The sequence below is a fragment of the Streptomyces sp. NBC_01788 genome (assembly GCF_035917575.1).
Lineage (GTDB): Bacteria > Actinomycetota > Actinomycetes > Streptomycetales > Streptomycetaceae > Streptomyces.
The window spans coordinates 6541668-6559600 of sequence record NZ_CP109090.1; the positions used below are offsets into that span (position 1 = coordinate 6541668).

Genomic DNA, 17933 nt, shown 5'->3' on the forward strand with positions numbered 1-17933 from the left:
TGCCGTCAGCCGACGAGAACGGAGACGCGGGTGTCGAGCACAGCCGCAATCCGAAGTAAGTCGCTGTAGCGGGGGTCGCCCTCACCGGACTCGATGCGCTGGAGCGTGCTGCGGCTCAGCCCTGTGGCCTCACAGAAGGATTCCTGGGTGTGGTGCGCCGCGGTGCGCAGGTCTGCGATTCGTTCGCCCAGCTCCCGGCGCCGCTGAATGATCCAGTCCGGGTGATCGCGAGGCACTCGACAAACGTGGAGTGTGCATGTTCATATGTCAGCACCAGCCCTGATGCTTTTGGTGATGGCCCGTCACATGTGGTGTCCGGTGCTGTTGAGCTCCCGCCCCACTGGAGGACTGCAAGCCTCCGGTGGGGCGGGTTTCTGCTGTGTGCGGTCCGCCGTTCGATCGCGCAGCAACAGCCACGGTCCGGCGGCGCCGGCGCTCGGTTGGTCGGCTGCGTCCAGGAGCGTGGCGTAGGCGGCCGGACCCGCCCTTCGCGCAAGGGGGTCGTCCAGGGCCTGGTCGCGGGCGGGGCGAGTCATGGCCTTCCATGCCTGGTCAGCGCGTGATGCGCTCAGCACTGTGCCTCCCCGGCAAATAGGGTCATGGAGTGAAGTGCACGCACGCGTGCGTGCAGCCGCGGTACGGGTTGACCGTCCACTCGAAGGGCATGCGCGAAGCGCCCGGCACCCGGTTGATGATCGAACGGGCCCGGATCTCGTGGAAGGTGATCCCGCGGAACTCGGGAGTGTCGAAGGTACGTGTGGTGACCGCGTCCGCCCCGAAGAGCGCGGCGTCGGCGGCCCGGCCGTGACCGGGGTCCCCGGAGTTCTCCGGGTCCACGGTGAGGTTGTCCCAGCGCATGGCGCCTCCTCCGGTAGTGCTGGCCCCAGAATAGAACACATGTTCTCTTGATCGTGCGGCTGACCGTACAGGCGCCGTTCCCGATCACTCGCTGTGCCGGATCCGATCACTTGAGGGCCCCGATTTGGGGGGCCGGGCGGCGGGGTGATTGGCTTGGCCCAAGCCTGAGAACGGATGTCCTGGAGGAAGCCATGGCGCAGGTCGAGGCCACTACGGAGCGGGTCGTCGCCGCCGACGCGGAGACGGTGTTCGACGCGGTCGCCGACTACAGCGGCACCCGTCCGAAGGTGCTGACCGAGCACTTCAGCGAGTACGAGGTGCGCGAGGGCGGTGACGGCGAAGGCACCCTGGTCCACTGGAAGCTCCAGGCCACCAGCAAGCGGGTCCGCGACTGCCTGATGGAGGTCTCCGAGCCCACCGACGGCGAGCTGGTCGAGAAGGACCGCAACTCCTCCATGGTGACCGTCTGGCGGGTCACCCCGGCCGGCGAGGGCGCGTCCCGTGTCGTGATCACCACCACCTGGAAGGGCGCCGGGGGCATCGGCGGCTTCTTCGAGCGGACGTTCGCCCCCAAGGGCCTCGTCCGGATCTACGACGGGATGCTCGCCAAGCTCGCCGGCGAGGTCGAGAAGTAGCCCGACTGGAGCAACTCCGCTGCCGACGGCCCCCGTTGGCTCCTCACCGGTTCGGGTGGATCTCTCCGCGGACCGGACGCCCGCCGTAACCCGTCGCCTTGCCCACAGTTGTCGCTTTGCGCGGCAATCGTGCGGCAGGTGCGACGAGGGAGCGGTACGTGGGCGGGATCACTCTGGTGCAGGACGAGCCGGTCGCGGCGCCCCCCAGGATCCCCTTCCCGCCGCCCGTCCCCGCCGCACCGCTCGCCCCCCGCCGGGTGCGGCTGGTCTTCTTCGGGCTGATGCTCGCGCTGCTGCTGGCCGCCCTCGACCAGATGATCGTCGCCACCGCGCTGCCGAAGGTCGTCGGTGAGCTGCACGGCCTGGACCGCATGTCCTGGGCGATCACCGCCTATCTGCTCACCGCCACGGTCGGCCTGCCCGTCTACGGCAAGCTCGGCGACCTGATCGGCCGCAAGGGCGTCTTCCAGTTCGCCATCGCCGTCTTCGTCGCCGGCTCCGCGCTCGCCGGGCGGGCGCAGACCATGGACCAGCTCATCGCCTTCCGCGCCGTGCAGGGCATCGGCGCGGGCGGGCTGATGATCGGTGTGCAGGCCATCATCGCGGACATCGTGCCGCCCCGGCAGCGCGGCCGGTTCATGGGGCTCATCGGCGCGGCCTTCGGACTCGCCTCCGTGGCCGGACCGCTGCTCGGCGGCTACTTCACCGACCATCTGTCGTGGCGGTGGTGCTTCTACATCAACGTGCCCTTCGGCCTGATCACGTTCGCCGTGATCACCGCCGTGCTCAAGCTGCCCCGGCCCCGGGTCAGGGCCCGCTTCGACGTGCTCGGCGCGCTGCTGCTGGCCGCCGCCTCCACCTGCCTGGTGCTGCTGACCAGTTGGGGCGGCACCGAGTACGCCTGGGGATCGCGGGTCATCCTGGGCCTGGGCGCAGGCGCCGTCGCGGCCACCGCGCTCTTCCTCGTCGCCGAGCGCTTCGCCGTCGAACCCCTCATCCCGCTGCGGTTGTTCCGCGACTCCGTCTTCAACGTCAGCGCCCTGGTCGGGCTCGTCGTCGGCGTCGCGCTGTTCGGCGCGGCCAGCTACCTGCCCACCTTCCTGCAGATGGTCGACGGCGCCTCGGCCACCGAGTCCGGACTGCTGATGCTGCCCATGATGGGCGGCATCGTGGGCGCGTCCATCGTCTCCGGTCAGCTCATCAGCCACACCGGCCGCTACCGGATGTACCCCCTCCTCGGCACCGCCCTGTCCGCCCTCGGCATGTGGCTGCTGTCCCGGCTCGAAGTCGACACGCCCCGGCTCCAATACAGCGTGTGGATGGCCGTACTCGGCGCCGGGATCGGCCTGGTGATGCCGGTGCTCGTGCTCGCCGTGCAGAACTCCGTGCGCCCCGCCGACCTCGGCACGGCGACCAGCGCCAACAACTACTTCCGGCAGATCGGCGGCAGCGTGGGCGCCGCCGTCTTCGGCACCCTGTTCGCCGGCCGGCTCACCGACGCCCTGCGCCACCGCGTGCCCACGCGCGCGGGTGCCGCCCTCCCCGACCCCGAGTCGATCACCCCGCAGGCCGTGCGGGCGCTGCCGCCGGCCCTGCGCGACGCCTATGTGCGGGCGTACGCGGACGCCATGCCGCGGATCTTCCTCTACCTGGTGCCGGTGCTCGTCCTCGGCCTGCTCATCGCCTTCTTCCTCAAGGAGAGACCACTGGTGTCCCACAACGCCCATGTCACCGACCCGGAGACCGCGCCGCTGAACCCCGGCGTGCCGCAGGCCCGCTCGCCCTTCGCCGCCGGTGTTCCCGTCTGCGGCACCGTGCAGCACCCGGACGGCACCGTCGTGCCCCGCGCGGCGCTCACCCTGATCGACGTCGCGGGACAGCAGATCGGGCGGGGCGCGAGCGGCGACGACGGGCGGTACGCGCTGTCGACGCCGGGCACCGGTTCGTACGTCCTGATCGCGGCGGCCGGCGGGCACCAGCCGCAGGCCGTCTCCGTGACCGTCGGCGAGCGGCCGGTCGAACTCGACGTCGTCCTCGGCGGCGCCGGCCGCCTCACCGGCACCGTACTCACCGCCGACGGCAGCCCCGTGCGCGACGCCACCGTCACGCTGACCAACGTGCACGGCGAGGTCGTCGCCAGCACCCGCAGCGGACGCGAGGGCGGCTACGCCATCACCGAACTCGTCGCCGGGGAGTACACCCTCGCCGCCAGCGCCCCCGCCTTCCGCCCGGCCGCGCTACCGGTCAGCGTGCAGGCCGCGCGGGAGACCCGCCAGGACGTCGAACTCGCGGGCGGGGCCGTGCTGCGCGGCACCGTCCGGGCCGGCGGCGGGCGGCCCGTCGAGGAGGCGCGCGTCACCCTCCTCGACGCCGCGGGCAACGTCGTCGACACGCTCACCACCGGACCCGACGGAACGTTCCGGTTCGTCGACCTGTCCTCCGGCGAGTACACCGTGATCGCGGCCGGCTACCCGCCCGTCGCCACGGTCCTCCAGGTGGCGGGCGGAGGCCGCACGGAACGCGATCTCCAGCTCGGACACGAGGACTGACCAGCGTACAAGGGGGAGCGCACCACCGCGCGCCGGCGCGCTCCTCCTGACGCCAATTCGGGTATTGCCGCACATCGTGACGGGCCGTCCCCGTACCGTGGTCCCCGGGGGAACAGATCTTGCGGAGCCGTGGGGAGAGGGGCCTGGGGTCATGGACCGTGGCACCGAAAGGGACGTACCTCCGGGCCGCGGGGCCGTGAACCGCGCGGTGGAGGACGTCCCCGCCGGAAGGGTCCCGCTGGCCGTGGTCGTGGTCGACGACGACGGTCTGGTGTCGCACTGGAGCAGCGGCGCGCGGCGGCTGCTCGGCAGGGCCAAGGAGGAGGCGATCGGCCGGCCGGCGGCCGACCTGCTGCCCGTCTCCGGTGTCCTGCCCGACGAGGCGGACGGCGTCCCGCACAGGTTGCACGGCGGCTACGACGGGCTCGGACCCGGTCTGGAGCCGTCCCTGGGCGGACGGCTGTCCTACCCGGCCGCCGGACGGGCCAGGCTCGCCGTGCCGGAACGGGACCGGGTGGACCTCCTGTGGTGGGCCTACCCGCTGGCCGGCCCGGGGCGGGAGCGGCTGCTGGTGCTCGCCGCCGACGCGGAGGCGCTGCGCTGCGGCGACGGGCCCGAGGAGGCGTCCCGGGAAGAGGAGACGGGTGCCTTCGAGCGGGTCGCACCGGCCTTCGCCCTGCACACCGACTTCCCCGGCGCCGAGGAACTCGCGCGCCGGCTGCCCGAGATCCTGCCCAGCATGAGCGTCGGCGAGAGCGCCCGCATCGCCGCGCAGGTGCTCGAACTGGGCTATCCGGTCATGGAGTTCAGCCGGAACGACCGGGTGCCCGTCACCCCCGACTGGGGGGTGCCGCGGCGAGCCGGGCGCAGGGCGCGCCGCGAGCGTGCCGCGCGGGCGGTGGCCCAGGGGCTGCCCTTACCGGAGCGAGGGGCCGACGACGAGGGCGAGGACCTGGAGTACGCCGCCGTGCGCGAGCGCCTGGAGTTCCTCAACGAGGTCAGCGGCAGGATCGGCACCTCGCTCGACCTCGCGCGGACCATCGTCGAGGTCAGCAGGGCCGTCGTGCCGCGCTTCACCGACGTCGCCGGCACCTACCTGCGCGAACAGGTCGTCGCCGGCGAGGGGTTCCCCGAGGGGGTGCCGGACACCAGGACCATGTGGCACCGGGTGGCTCTCGAACACACCGACGAACCCGGCCGCTGGGACGACGTGGTGCCGGTCGGCGAGGCCATGCCGTTCCCGGCGCACACGCCGTTCTTCCAGTGCATGACCTCGGGCGAGCCCGTGCTCGTGCCGCGGATCAGCGAGGAGATGGGCCATGCCATCGCCTCGCAGTTCGAGAAGCGGGACATCCGTCCGCTGATCACCCACCGCTCCATGCTCGTCGTCCCGCTGAAGGCGCGGGACGTCGTCCTCGGCTTCATGATCCTGCTGCGCCATCCGGAGCGGGCCGAGTTCAACGACATGGACCGGGTCACCGGAGCCGAACTCGCTGCCCGGGCAGGCCTCGTGCTCGACAACGCGCGCATGTACACCTACCAGGAGAGCGTCGCCGAGACACTTCAGGACAGCATGCTGCCGAGTATCCCGGCGCGGATGGCGGGCTGCGACATCGCCACCCGCTATCTGCCCGGCACGCTGCTCGGCCGGGTCGGCGGCGACTGGTTCGACTCGGTCAAGCTGCCCGGGGCCCGTACCGCCCTGGTCGTCGGCGACGTCATGGGGCACGGCCTGAACTCGGCGGCGATGATGGGGCAGTTGAGGACGGCCGTGCAGACCATGGCCGCGCTCGACCTGCCGCCCGCCCAACTGCTGCGCAACCTGGACGACCTCGCGCAACGGCTCGGCGACACCTACCTCGCGACCTGTCTGTACGCCGTGTACGACCCGATCGCCGGCGAGGTGCACCTCGCCAACGCCGGCCACATCCCGCCGGTCCTGGTGCACGCCGAAGACGGCCGCAGCGAACTGCTCGACCTGCCCACGGGTGCGCCCATCGGCGTCGGAGGGGTGCCCTTCGAGGCGGTACGCGTGCCCGTACGACCCGGCGACCGGCTGGTGATGTGCACCGACGGCCTGGTCGAGGTGCGCGGCGAGGACATCGGTGTGGGGCTCGCCACACTGTGTGCGTCCGCCGCCCACCCGGCCGCGTCCATGGACGACGCCTGCGACACCATCATCCGCGCCCTGAACACACGCGGTGGCCGCAAGGACGACGTGGCGCTGCTGATGGCCCGCCTGAACGGCATCGGGCCGGACGACGTCGCCGAGTGGCGTCTCGCCCGCGATCCGGCCGAGGTGGGCCGGGCCCGTGCCGTGGTCCGCGAGCAACTGCACGAGTGGGGCCTGGCCCGGCTCGCCGACCCCACCGAGCTGATGGTCAGCGAGCTGGTCACCAACGCGGTACGGCACTCCCACGGCCGCCCCGTGGCACTGCGCCTCGTCCGCGGCGACACGCTGCTGTGCGAGGTGGACGACGACGACCACGACCTGCCCACCCTGCTGAGCGCCGGCCCGGCCGACGAGTCCGGCCGCGGCCTGCGTGTGGTCAGCACCCTGGCCCGCGAGTGGGGCACCAGCCGTACGAACACCGGCAAGACGGTCTGGTTCGAACTCACCCTGCCCCGCCGCTGACCCGCCCCGTTCGGGACCCCGCGTTCCCCGCGTTCCCCGGGTCCTGTTCCGACTCCCCGTGGTTGTGGGGCCGGGCCTCGGCAGGTAGACCGGAGAAACCCGAACAGGGCTTCTTCTCAAGGGAGTTGGGCATGAGTGCGACGAGTCGGTACCGGAAGGCGTGGGAGGGGTTCTGGAGTGAGGCGCCCGAGGAGCCGGGTGCGGTGTTCTGGGACGCGGAGCCCGAGGTTACCGCCCAGCTCCATCTGCCCCTGCTGCGACCGCACCTGGCCGATCCGGCGCTGCCCCTGGTCGACCTGGGCTGCGGCAACGGCACGCAGACCCGTTTCCTCGCCGGACGCTTCGGGCGCGTCGTCGGCGTCGACATCGCCGCGGAGGCCGTCGAGCGGGCCCGGCGCGGCGACCGCGCGGGCCGGGCCGTGTACCGGGTGCTGGACGCCGCCGACAAGAGCGGGACGGAGGCGCTGCGCGCCGAGCTGGGCGAAGCGAACGTGTACATGCGGGGCGTGCTGCACCAGTGCGATCCGGACGACCGGCAGGCACTCGCCGACGGGATCGCCGCCCTCCTCGGCACGCGAGGCCGGGCCCTCCTCGTCGAACTGTCCGAGTCGGCACGCCCGGTCCTGGGCCGGCTCGCGCAGGACCCCGCCGGTCCGCCGCCCGGACTCGTCCCGGTCCTGCGGCACGGCATCGCGCCCGGTGAAGTCGCCGACGCCGCGGTGCCGGAGTACCTGCGCTCTGCCGGCCTCACCGTTCTGGCGGACGGCGAAATACCGTTGAGTACCAACGAGTTCACCGCGGACGGAGTCCGTGTCGAGCTGCCGTCGAGGTGGTTGGTGGCCGGCCGCACCCACTGAGCGGCACAGTCCGGTGGTTGTGCTCTGCGTGTCAGTGGGACGGCGTATTGTCGCATTGGCGTAGTTTGAAGGTGGTGGGGGCCGGAGCGACCCCTACACGCTGTAGGGTTACGCCCACCCCCCACGGAACGAACAGAGACGAGAGGTGGCCGTGTCGATCGTCGCGCCCGAGCCGGACGTCAGTGTCGTCGTCATCGTCTACAACGACGAAGAGCGACTTCCGACAGCCGTCGGTTCCGTCCTCGAGCAAACACTCCGCAATGTCGAGGTGATCATCGCCGACGACTGCTCGACGGACGGCTCCCACGAAGTCGCGAAGGCGCTCGCCGCGGCCCACCCCGACCGGGTGCGGGCGATCCGGCTCCCGGAGAACAGCGGCGGCTGCGGAGAGCCCCGCAACCAGGGCGTCAAGGTGGCCCGCGGCCGGTACGTGATGTTCCTGGACAGCGACGACACGCTGGAGCGGAACGCCTGCCGCAACATGATCGAGGCCGCCGACCGCACCGGAGCCGACCTCGTCTCCGGCCTCTGTGTCCGGGTTCACACCGACAGCCGGCACGACAAGCGGGTGCTCTGGTACCCCTGGCTGTACCGCGGCACCCGCACGCTGGACTCCGTCGCCGAGCTGCCGGACCTGTTCGTCTTCGACACCCTGTCGACCAACAAGTGCTACCGGCGCGAGTTCCTGATCGACAACGGCCTCGCCTTCCCCCGGGGCATCCACTACGAGGACCTGCTCTTCTCCGCGCAGGCCTATCTGGCCGCGCAGCGGATCACCCTCATCCCCAACACCGTCTACCACTGGAACGTCGTCCAGAAGACCGCCGTCAAGTCGATCAGCAACCGGCGCGGTGAGATCAGCAACTTCGCCGACCGGGTCGAGATCCACCGCCGTATCGACGCCATCCTGGACCGCCAGGGCCAGGACGAGCTGAAGCTGCGCAAGGACATCAAGTTCCTCAAGCACGACCTGGTGCTGTACCTGCGGGAACTGCCCTTCCTCGACGACGACTACCGCCACCGCTTCGCCGAACTGGCCCGCTCCTACGTCCAGGGCTTCCCCGAGGCGGCCTACGCCGAGCTCGACCGCGTCCACGCCATCTGCGCCCAGCTGCTGCTGCGCGAGGACTGGACCGACCTGATGCCGGCCATCGACACGCTCATCAACCGGCACAAGATCTCCGCGCCGCTGGCCGAGCGGAGCGGCCGGATCTACTGGACCGACCGCTACCTCGACGACGCCGAGATGCGCTCCGTCCTCGACGTCACCACCCTCGGCTACCACGCCAGGCCGCTCAACCGGATGGCCCTGCGCAACCGGCTCACCGAGTACGCGGTGCGCGGCGGCGACGTGGTGCTCGCCGGCGAGATCGTCAACCCGCTGCAGACCATCGATCCGGGCGTCGAGCTGAGCGCCGAGCTGGAGTTCCGGGCCCGCCGCCGCAGCCTCCAGACCTTCCGCTTCCCGGTGCCCGCCCCGCGCCACGAGGGCGACGCCATCGCCTGGCGGGCCGAGGTGCCGCTGGCCCGGCGGCTCAGACCGCTCGGCATCGTCGACGACGTCTGGGACGTCCGGCTGCACCTGACCGCCGGAGGCAAGCGCACCACCAGTCGGCTCACCGTCGGCGCCGTCGACCTGGAGAGCGCCGAGTCCCTGCCCGTCCGGCCCCGCCTGACCCGGCTCATGGCCGACCGGCTGGAGGCGCAGGTGTCCGCCAAGGGCCACCTCGCCTTCCGGCTCGCCCAGCAGGGCCGGCTCGCCCGCACCGGCCGCGCCGCCGTGGAACGCAATCTGCACGGGCGCCCCGCGCGGGCCGCCAAGCGCGCCTACCGCACTCTGCGGGCCGTGCGCCGCGACCTGAACTCCGGCGCCCGCAAGATCCAGGTGTACGACCGGATGCTGCGCAGGCTGCCCGTCCGCAAGGGCACCGTCGTCTTCGAGAGCCACCTCGGCAAGCAGTACAGCGACAGCCCGCGCGCCGTCTTCGAGGAACTGCGCCGCCGCAAGGCGCCGATCACGCCGATCTGGTCGTACGCCGGCGAGCGCCCCACCGGCTTCCCGAAGGACGTGGAGCTGGTGCGCCGCTGGTCCTGGCGCTACCTCAAAGCGCTCGCCCAGGCGGAGTTCTGGATCGACAACCAGGGCTACCCGCTGCGGCTGGCCAAGCGCCCGGAGACCACGTACATCCAGACCTGGCACGGCTCGGCGCTGAAGCGGATGGGCTTCGACGAGCCCACCCACCGGATGATGTCCGAACCGGAGCAGCGCTCCTACCAGCAGGCACTGGACCGCTTCGACCACTTCGTCGTCCGCGGCGAGCACGATGTGCGCACCCTCGCCCGCGCCTACCGCATCCCCGAGGAGAAGCTGCTGCGCACCGGCTACCCGCGCAACGACGCCCTGGTGCGGGTCCGCGAGGGGGCGCCGCTGCCCGCCGAGGCGCAGCGGCTGGCCAAGCGGCTGGGCCTCGACCCGGAGCGGCGCGTGCTGCTGTACGCGCCGACGTTCCGCGCCCATCCCGACGGCCGGGTACGGGACTTCGAGTTCCCCTTCGACATCGAGGACTTCGCCGCCCGCTTCGGCGACGACCACACCCTCCTCGTCCGCGCGCACTACCTGAACAAGCTCACCCTGCCGCCGTCGGTCGCCGGGCGCGTGATCGACGTCAGCGCCGAACCGGACATCACCCCGCTGCTGCTGCTCGCCGACTGCCTGATCACCGACTACTCCTCGGTGATGTTCGACTACGCGCTGCTCCGCCGCCCCATCGTCTTCTACGCCCACGACTGGGAGGAGTACGCCAAGGACACCCGCGGCACCTACTTCGACCTGCTCGCCGAGGCACCGGGCCCCGTCCCGCGCACCGGGGACGAACTGTTCTCCGTCATCGGCGACCTGAGCACCGTGCGGTCGACGTACGAGGCCCGCCTGAAGGAGTTCGTGGACAAGTACGGCGAGTACGACCGCGGGGACGCCGCGGCGCAGATCGTGGACCGCTTCTTCGGCCCCGCGGGAGAGACCCGATGACCCAGCGCGACATCTTCTTCGTGGCCAACGAGGTCGACGAGCTCGGCGGCGTGGGCCGCTGGCAGGCCCAGATGGCCGGACTGCTGGCCGGCCGCGGCCACCGGGTCACCGTCATCGGCATCGCCCCGGCCAACCATCCGATGGACCTCGGCGAGGAGCCCCCGTTCCGGACCGTGACCCTGTACGCCCGCCGGCCCCCCGGCCGCCCCCGGGCGCGCCGCTTCCTCGGCCGCGCCGACCCCGCAGTCCGCCGCCACGAGACCCACATGCGCACGGCGGCGAGCCGGCTCACGGGCCTGTTCCGCGCCGCCCGGCCCGGTGCGGTGATCATCGTCGGCCAGGTCTGGGCGATGGAGTGGGTGGCGCTCGCGGACACCGCCGGGCACCAGGTGATCGGCATGACCCACGAGTCCTTCGAGACGGCCCGCAAGTCGTCGCGGTTCGGACGGGTGAAGCGGTACTACAAGGACGTCGACCGCCTGCTGGCGCTCACCCGGGAGGACGCGGACCGCTGGGTGTCCGAGGGCATGAACAACGTCGGCTTCATGCCGAACCCGCTGCCCATCGCGCCCGGCACGCCGTCGCCGCGCACCGAGAAGGTCGTGGTCAGCATCGGCAGGTTGTCCCACGAGAAGGGCGTCGACCTGCTCCTGGAGGCCTGGGCCGAGGCCGCGCCGAAGCAGCCCGGCTGGACCCTGCGCATCCACGGCAGCGGAGAGTCCGAGGCGCTGCTCAGACGGCAGTGCGCGGAGCTGGGGCTGAAGGACTCGGTGGACTTCGCCGGGCAGACGGACGACGTGCCCGGCGCGCTGCGCGCCTCCTCCGTCTTCGTCCAGTCCTCCCGCGGCGAGGGCTTCCCGCTGGTCCTCCTTGAGGCCATGGCGACCGGGGTGCCGTGCGTGGCGTTCGACTGCGCGCCCGGCGTCCGCGAGATCGTCACCCACGAACGGGACGGTCTGCTGGCCCGCCCCGGCAACACCTCCGAACTCGCCCGCCACCTCGTCCGGTTGATGTCCGACGAGCAGGTGCGCGACACGATGGGCGACCAGGCCCTGCGCAGCGTCCAGCGCTTCGACCCGGACGTCATCACCGGGCGCTGGGAAGAGCTCTTCGCCTTCCTGGAGCGCTGAGCCCGGACCACCCGTCGCCCGCGCCCCGGCGCCCCTCGGTGCCCGGGACGCGGGCGGCGCGCGGGGTACGTCCCCGCCCCTGTGCCGACTCGCCGACTTTCACCGCTTCTCCGTAGCCGGTTCGCTGATCGGCGCGTAACGTGACGCTCCATGAAGATCCTCATCAGCGCCGACATGGAGGGCGCCACCGGTGTGACCTGGCCCGCCGACGTGCTGCCGGGCACTCCGCAGTGGGAGCGGTGCCGGACGATGTTCACCTCGGACGTCGACGCGGCCGTGCGCGGCTTCTTCGACGGGGGCGCCGACGAGGTCCTCGTGAACGAGGCGCACTGGAGCATGCGCAACCTGCTCCTCGAACGGCTGGACGAGCGGGCACAGATGCTCACCGGACGGCACAAGTCTCTGTCCATGGTGGAGGGCGTGCAGCGCGGCGACGTGGACGGGGTCGCCTTCGTCGGCTACCACGCCGGCGCCGGCATGGAGGGCGTCCTCGCCCACACCTATCTCGCCAACTCCATCACCGGCGTGTGGCTGAACGACGTACGCGCCAGCGAGGGGCTGCTCAACGCGCATGTGGTCGCCGAGTACGGGGTGCCGGTCGTACTGGTCACCGGGGACGACCTGGCCTGCGAGGACGCCCTCGGGTACGCGCCGGAGGCGCTGAAGGTCGCCGTGAAGGACCACGTGTCGCGGTACGCGGCCGTGTGCCGTACGCCGTCCCGCACCGCGGCCGACATCCGCGCGGCCGCCAAGCAGGCGGCCGGGCTGGCGGTCCGCCACGAACCGGCCGACGGCGGCCCGTTCACCGTCGCGGTCGAGTTCGACGCCGAGCACCTCGCCATGGCCTGCACCGTCGTGCCGGGAGTGGGCCGGGCCGGCGAGCGCAAGATCGCCTACACCAGCGCGACCATGTACGAGGCGATCCGCACCTTCAAGGCGGTCACCACGATCGCCTCGTCCGCGATCGAGGAGCAGTATGGCTGACGCGCAGGCGCTGGACGAGGTCGTCGGCTTCACGTCCGACCTGATCCGCATCGACACCACCAACCGGGGCGGCGGCGACTGCCGGGAGCGCCCGGCGGCCGAGTACGCCGCCGAGCGGCTCGCCGGGGCGGGCCTGGAGCCCGTGCTCCTGGAACGCACCCCGGGCCGGACCAACGTCGTGGCCCGGATCGAGGGCACCGACCCGTCGGCGGACGCGCTGCTGGTGCACGGTCACCTGGACGTGGTGCCTGCGCGCGCCGAGGACTGGAGCGTGCACCCGTTCTCCGGCGAGGTCCGCGACGGGGTCGTGTGGGGCCGGGGCGCGGTCGACATGAAGAACATGGACGCGATGATCCTCGCCGTGGTCCGCGCCTGGGCCCGGCAGGGACTGCGGCCACGGCGGGACGTGGTGATCGCCTTCACCGCCGACGAGGAGGCGAGCGCCGAGGACGGATCCGGCTTCCTCGCCGACCGGCACGCGGGACTGTTCGAGGGCTGCACCGAGGGCGTCAGCGAGTCGGGGGCGTACACCTTCCACGACGGCGCCGGACGGCAGATCTACCCGATCGCCGCCGGTGAGCGCGGCACCGCCTGGCTGCGGCTGTCCGCCCGCGGGCGGGCGGGCCACGGCTCCCGGGTCAACCGGGAGAACGCGGTGACCCGGCTCGCCGCGGCGATCGCCCGGATCGGCGCCCACGAATGGCCCGTTCGGCTCACCCCGACCGTGCGCGCGGCCCTCACCGAACTCGCCGCCCTGTACGGCATCGAGACGGACCTGCGGGACGTGGACGCGCTGGTGGACAAGCTGGGCCCGGCGGCCCGGCTGGTCGAGGCGACCCTGCGCAACAGTGCCAACCCCACCATGCTGGAAGCGGGTTACAAGATCAACGTGATCCCGGGGGAGGCCGTCGCCCACGTCGACGGGCGGTATCTGCCCGGCGGCGAGGAGGAGTTCCGCGCCACCCTCGACGAACTGACCGGCCCGGACGTGGACTGGGAGTTCGAGCACCGCGAGGTGGCGCTCCAGTCGCCGGTCGACTCGCCGTCCTTCGCGGCGATGCGGGCCGCCGTCGAGGAGTTCGCGCCGGAGGGCCATGTCATGCCGTTCTGCATGCCCGGCGGCACCGACGCCAAGCAGTTCTCGCGGCTGGGCATCACCGGGTACGGATTCTCGCCGCTGAAGCTGCCCGAGGGCTTCGACTACAACGCCCTGTTCCACGGAGTCGACGAGCGCGTCCCCGTCGAGGCGCTGCACTTCGGCGTCCGCGTCCTGGACCGCTTCCTGCGGACCGCCTGAGCCCATGGGGGAAAACGTGCGAACCCTGCCCTGCGGATCCTGGCCCTCGCCCATCGACGCGGCCCTCGCGGCCGCGCACGACGGCAGGCCGGAGTTCCCCGGATTCGTCGGCGACGAGGTGTGGTGGACCGAGCCGCGGCCCGCCGAGGGCGGCCGCCGGGCGCTGGTGCGGCGGAACGCCGACGGCTCGCAGTCCACGGTGCTGCCCGCACCGTGGAACGTGCGCAGCCGCGTCATGGAGTACGGCGGCCGGCCCTGGGCGGGAGCCGTCGTGGACGGCATACCGCTCGTGGTGTTCGTGAACTTCGCCGACCAGCGCCTGTACCGGTACGAACCCGGCGCAGAGCCCCGCCCGCTCACCCCGCTCTCCGAGGTCGGCGGCGGACTGCGCTGGGTCGAACCGCAACTGCGCCTGGAACACGGCGAGGTGTGGTGCGTGCTGGAGGAGTTCACCGGGGAGGCGCCCACCGACGTACGGCGGGTCCTGGCCGCGGTGCCGCTGGACGGCTCGGCCGCCGAGGACAGGGCAGCGGTACGTGAACTCACCGATGAACGGCAGCGGTTCGTCACCGGCGCCCGGCTCTCGCCCGACGGGCGGCGGGCGGCCTGGCTGGCCTGGGACCACCCGCGGATGCCGTGGGACGGCACGGAGCTGCTGGTGGCCGAGGTGCGCGCCGACGGCACGTTCGACGCGCCCCGGACGGTGGCCGGCGGCCCCGAGGAGTCCATCGCCCAGGCGGACTGGGCCGCCGACGGCTCCCTGCTGTACGCGAGCGACCGCAGCGGCTGGTGGAACCTCTACCGCGACGGCGAGCCCCTGTGCGTCCGCGAGGAGGAGTTCGCCGGCCCGCTGTGGCGGCTGGGCCAGCGCTGGTTCGCGCCGCTGGACTGCGGCCTGATCGCGGTCGTGCACGGCCGCGGCACCACCGCCCTCGGCGTGCTCGACCCGGAGACGGGCGAGGTCGTCGACGCGGCGGGACCCTGGACCGAGTTCGACGCGGCGCCGGTGGTGCACGGCGACCGGGTCGTCGCGGTGGCCGCCGGCCCCCGCAGCGCCTACGAGGTCGTCGAGCTGGACACCCGGACCGGCCGGGCGCGGGTGATCGGCGCCGCCCACGACGACCCGGTCGACCCCGCCTACTACCCCGAGCCGCAGATGCGCACCTTCACCGGTCCTGACGGCCGGGAGGTGCACGCCCACATCTACCCGCCGCACCACCCGGAGTGCGTGGCGCCCGCCTGCGAGCTGCCGCCGTACGTCGTGTGGGTGCACGGCGGACCCACCAGCCGCACACCCCTCGTGCTCGACCTGGAGATCGCCTACTTCACCTCGCGGGGCATCGGGGTCGCCGAGGTCAACTACGGCGGATCCACCGGGCACGGCCGCGAGTACCGCAACCGGCTGCGCGAGCAGTGGGGCGTCGTCGACGTCGAGGACTGCGCGGCCGTCGCGCTCGCCCTCGCCGACGAGGGCACCGCCGACCGCGCCCGGATGGCGATCCGCGGCGGCAGCGCGGGCGGCTGGACCACGGCGGCCTCCCTGACCACGACCGACGTGTACGCCTGCGGCACGATCAGCTACCCGATCCTCGACCTGACCAGTTGGAGCACGGGGGAGACCCACGACTTCGAGTCGCAGTACCTGGAGTCCCTGGTCGGGCCGCTCGCCGAGGTGCCGGGCCGGTACGCCGAGCGCTCGCCCGCCGAGCACGCCGACCGGATCACGGCGCCCTTCCTGCTGCTCCAGGGCCTGGACGACGTGATCTGCCCGCCGGTCCAGTGCGAGCGGTTCCTCGCCCGGCTGGCCGGCCGGCGGCTGCCGCACGCGTACCTCGCGTTCGAGGGCGAGGGGCACGGCTTCCGCCGGGCCGACACCCTGGTACGGGCGCTGGAGGCGGAGCTGTCGCTGTACGCTCAGGTCTTCGGCCTGGACCCGGCCGGCATCCCGACCCTGGAGCTCGGCACGTGAAGGAACTCGTCCGCCCCGCCCGGCTCGCCCCCGGCGCCCGCGTGGCCGTCGTCGCGCCCAGCGGGCCCGTGCCCGAGGAGCGGCTGCAGGCGGGCCTTGACGTGCTGCGCGGCTGGGACCTGGATCCGGTGGTGGCGCCGCACGTGACGGCACGGCACGCCACGTTCGACTATCTGGCGGGCGCGGACCGCGACCGCGCCGCCGATCTCCAGGGCGCCTGGTGCGATCCGTCGGTGGACGCGGTGCTGTGCGCCCGCGGCGGCTACGGCGTGCAGCGCATGGTGGACCTGCTCGACTGGGAGGCCATGCGGGCGGCCGGCCCGAAGGTGTTCGTGGGCTTCAGCGACATCACCGCGCTGCACGAGGCGTTCGCGACCCGCCTGGGCCTGGTCACGCTGCACGGGCCGATGGCCGCCGGTGCCGACTTCGTCAAGAACGACCGGGCGCAGCGGCATCTGCGGGCGACCCTGTTCGCGCCCGAGACGGTCCGCACGATCGCCTCCGGCGGCCCGGCGCTGGTCGCCGGGCGGGCGCGGGGCGTGACCCTCGGCGGCTGCCTGGCCCTGCTCGCCGCCGACCTCGGCACCCCGCTCGCGCGGCCCGGCGCGGCCGGCGGTCTGCTGTGCCTGGAGGACGTGGGCGAGGAGGTCTACCGGCTGGACCGGTACCTCACCCAGCTGCTGCGCGCCGGCTGGCTCGACGGGGTGCGCGGGGTGCTGCTCGGCTCCTGGGCGGACTGCGAGACCCCGGACCGGGTGCGGGCCCTGCTCGCCGACCGGCTCGGCGGTCTCGGTGTACCGGTCGCGGAGGAGTTCGGCTTCGGGCACTGCGAGGGCGCGGTGACGGTGCCCTTCGGCGTCGCGGCCGAACTCGACGCCGACGCGGGCACGCTGACGCTCGACGAGCCCGCGCTGCGCTGACCGCGCGCAGCCGGCGCCGCGCTGACCGGATCTGGGCCGGCTCCGTGGCACGCGATCTGCCGCCGACCGCGCGGCACCCGACCTGCGCCGACCGCGCGACGGCCGGGCGCGCGTGCCGCGTAGGGTGACGGCATGCCGCACACCGCAGCCCGCTTTCTCGCCGAGGGGCCCCGCGTGGGCATCCGCCCCTTCACGCAGGAGGACGGCCCCGAGTTCACCGCCCGCGTCCGGGAGAGTGAGGACCTGCACCGCCCGTGGCTCTTCCCGCCGGACACGGCCGAGGCGTACGCCGGCTACGCCCGGCGGCTGATCGAGGATCCGGCGAGGGCCGGCTTCCTGGTCTGCGAGAAGGACAGCGGCGCCCTCGCCGGGTTCGTGAACATCAACAACATCGCGCACGGCGCCTTCCGGTGCGGCGCGCTCGGCTACGGCGCCTTCGCGCACGCCGCCGGGCGCGGACTGATGCGCGAGGGCCTCGACCTCGTCGTCGGGTACGCCTTCGGCCCGATGCGGCTGCACCGGCTGGAGATCAACGTGCAGCCGCTCAACACCGCCTCGATCGCGCTGGCCCGCGCCTGCGGCTTCCGCCTGGAGGGCTTCTCGCCGGACATGCTGTTCATCGACGGGGCCTGGCGCGACCACGAGCGGTGGGCGCTCACCGCCGAGATGCGCGCTTGACGTTGACCTTCATGGTGTTCAGGTCCGTCACGGTCGACCGCAGGTCGCGGAAGCCGTATCCGAGGCCGCGCAGGGCGGTCTCCGCGCGGTCCTCGGCGATCGCGGCCGCCATCTCCTCGCCGTCGTCGGCGTCGCCGACCACGACGTAGCGCATCGAGAAGTGCTTCAGCGGGGACGGCTCGTACGACAGCGAGCCCTCCTCGGTGAACCGCATGCTGAGCATGCCGTGCTCGTCCGCCTCCGCGCGCAGCCGCTGCCGTGCCTCGTCGGTCAGTGCGTCCCAGGTGCCCCGGACGATCACCCGGTAGGTGTGCTGCTCGCTCATCGGATCTCCGTACTTCTCCATGGTCGGCCGTGGCCCACAGGGGCCGACCGGCCGACTCTACGGCGCCC

At 72.6% G+C, this 17933-nt stretch carries 13 protein-coding genes and 1 pseudogene; 11 read left to right on the forward strand and 3 right to left on the reverse strand.

Annotation, left to right across the window (positions count from 1 at the left end; translation table 11 throughout):
* Positions 1-5: 5 nt before the first annotated feature.
* Both OIE49_RS29800 and OIE49_RS29805 read right to left on the reverse strand, forming a co-directional pair.
* Positions 6-236, reverse strand: coding sequence for a helix-turn-helix domain-containing protein (locus OIE49_RS29800; RefSeq protein ID WP_326804982.1), 231 nt, complete (start codon positions 234-236; stop codon positions 6-8).
* A gap of 373 nt (positions 237-609) precedes the next feature.
* Positions 610-858 (reverse strand): annotated as a pseudogene (locus OIE49_RS29805) (Rv2578c family radical SAM protein); the annotation flags it as partial.
* 191 nt (positions 859-1049) lie between these two features.
* Between OIE49_RS29805 and OIE49_RS29810 the strand changes: the two are divergent.
* The 11 genes from OIE49_RS29810 to OIE49_RS29860 all read left to right on the forward strand — a co-directional run bounded on the left by OIE49_RS29810 (position 1050) and on the right by OIE49_RS29860 (position 17540).
* Positions 1050-1493 carry an SRPBCC family protein gene (locus OIE49_RS29810; protein ID WP_326804983.1) on the forward strand — a complete coding sequence of 148 codons (444 nt, stop codon included), beginning with the start codon at positions 1050-1052 and terminating at the stop codon, positions 1491-1493.
* A gap of 158 nt (positions 1494-1651) precedes the next feature.
* The gene (locus OIE49_RS29815) at positions 1652-4042 is read left to right on the forward strand and encodes an MFS transporter (protein ID WP_326804984.1); all 2391 of its coding nucleotides are present in this window, start codon (positions 1652-1654) and stop codon (positions 4040-4042) included.
* Positions 4043-4193: 151 nt separating this feature from the next.
* Positions 4194-6677 carry an ATP-binding SpoIIE family protein phosphatase gene (locus OIE49_RS29820; RefSeq protein WP_326804985.1) on the forward strand — a complete coding sequence of 828 codons (2484 nt, stop codon included), beginning with the start codon at positions 4194-4196 and terminating at the stop codon, positions 6675-6677.
* Between the two features lie 131 nt (positions 6678-6808).
* On the forward strand, positions 6809-7534 hold the full coding sequence (locus tag OIE49_RS29825) for a class I SAM-dependent methyltransferase (protein WP_326804986.1): 726 nt from the start codon (positions 6809-6811) through the stop codon (positions 7532-7534).
* 151 nt (positions 7535-7685) lie between these two features.
* Positions 7686-10562 (forward strand): bifunctional glycosyltransferase/CDP-glycerol:glycerophosphate glycerophosphotransferase, encoded by a 2877-nt coding sequence (locus tag OIE49_RS29830; protein ID WP_326804987.1) that lies wholly within the window; start codon positions 7686-7688, stop codon positions 10560-10562.
* Positions 10559-11692 (forward strand): glycosyltransferase, encoded by a 1134-nt coding sequence (locus OIE49_RS29835; protein WP_326804988.1) that lies wholly within the window; start codon positions 10559-10561, stop codon positions 11690-11692. The genes OIE49_RS29830 and OIE49_RS29835 overlap by 4 nt, the downstream gene beginning before the upstream one ends.
* Positions 11693-11842: 150 nt before the next feature.
* Positions 11843-12676, forward strand: coding sequence for a M55 family metallopeptidase (locus OIE49_RS29840; protein ID WP_326804989.1), 834 nt, complete (start codon positions 11843-11845; stop codon positions 12674-12676).
* Positions 12669-13973 carry a M20/M25/M40 family metallo-hydrolase gene (locus tag OIE49_RS29845; protein ID WP_100566604.1) on the forward strand — a complete coding sequence of 435 codons (1305 nt, stop codon included), beginning with the start codon at positions 12669-12671 and terminating at the stop codon, positions 13971-13973. The genes OIE49_RS29840 and OIE49_RS29845 overlap by 8 nt, the downstream gene beginning before the upstream one ends.
* 4 nt (positions 13974-13977) lie before the next feature.
* A complete protein-coding gene (locus OIE49_RS29850) occupies positions 13978-15942 on the forward strand; it encodes an LpqB family beta-propeller domain-containing protein (RefSeq protein ID WP_326804990.1) in 1965 nt (654 codons plus the stop codon).
* Positions 15939-16862 carry a S66 peptidase family protein gene (locus OIE49_RS29855; RefSeq protein WP_326804991.1) on the forward strand — a complete coding sequence of 308 codons (924 nt, stop codon included), beginning with the start codon at positions 15939-15941 and terminating at the stop codon, positions 16860-16862. The genes OIE49_RS29850 and OIE49_RS29855 overlap by 4 nt, the downstream gene beginning before the upstream one ends.
* A gap of 132 nt (positions 16863-16994) precedes the next feature.
* The gene (locus tag OIE49_RS29860; protein ID WP_326804992.1) at positions 16995-17540 is read left to right on the forward strand and encodes a GNAT family N-acetyltransferase; all 546 of its coding nucleotides are present in this window, start codon (positions 16995-16997) and stop codon (positions 17538-17540) included.
* On the opposite strand, the gene OIE49_RS29865 is transcribed toward OIE49_RS29860, so the two are convergent.
* Positions 17518-17865 (reverse strand): DUF6204 family protein, encoded by a 348-nt coding sequence (locus OIE49_RS29865; RefSeq protein WP_326804993.1) that lies wholly within the window; start codon positions 17863-17865, stop codon positions 17518-17520. The genes OIE49_RS29860 and OIE49_RS29865 overlap by 23 nt on opposite strands.
* Positions 17866-17933: the final 68 nt, after the last annotated feature.

Excerpts from the sequence above, each read along its gene's own strand:
- OIE49_RS29810 (WP_326804983.1), top strand. The coding sequence starts at position 1,050 with ATGGCGCAGGTCGAGGCCACTACGGAGCGGGTCGTCGCCGCCGACGCG.
- OIE49_RS29820 (WP_326804985.1), top strand. The coding sequence starts at position 4,194 with ATGGACCGTGGCACCGAAAGGGACGTACCTCCGGGCCGCGGGGCCGTG.
- OIE49_RS29825 (WP_326804986.1), top strand. The coding sequence starts at position 6,809 with ATGAGTGCGACGAGTCGGTACCGGAAGGCGTGGGAGGGGTTCTGGAGT.
- OIE49_RS29835 (WP_326804988.1), top strand. The coding sequence starts at position 10,559 with ATGACCCAGCGCGACATCTTCTTCGTGGCCAACGAGGTCGACGAGCTC.
- OIE49_RS29840 (WP_326804989.1), top strand. The coding sequence starts at position 11,843 with ATGAAGATCCTCATCAGCGCCGACATGGAGGGCGCCACCGGTGTGACC.
- OIE49_RS29845 (WP_100566604.1), top strand. The coding sequence starts at position 12,669 with ATGGCTGACGCGCAGGCGCTGGACGAGGTCGTCGGCTTCACGTCCGAC.
- OIE49_RS29850 (WP_326804990.1), top strand. The coding sequence starts at position 13,978 with ATGGGGGAAAACGTGCGAACCCTGCCCTGCGGATCCTGGCCCTCGCCC.
- OIE49_RS29860 (WP_326804992.1), top strand. The coding sequence starts at position 16,995 with ATGCCGCACACCGCAGCCCGCTTTCTCGCCGAGGGGCCCCGCGTGGGC.
- OIE49_RS29865 (WP_326804993.1), bottom strand. The coding sequence starts at position 17,865 with ATGAGCGAGCAGCACACCTACCGGGTGATCGTCCGGGGCACCTGGGAC.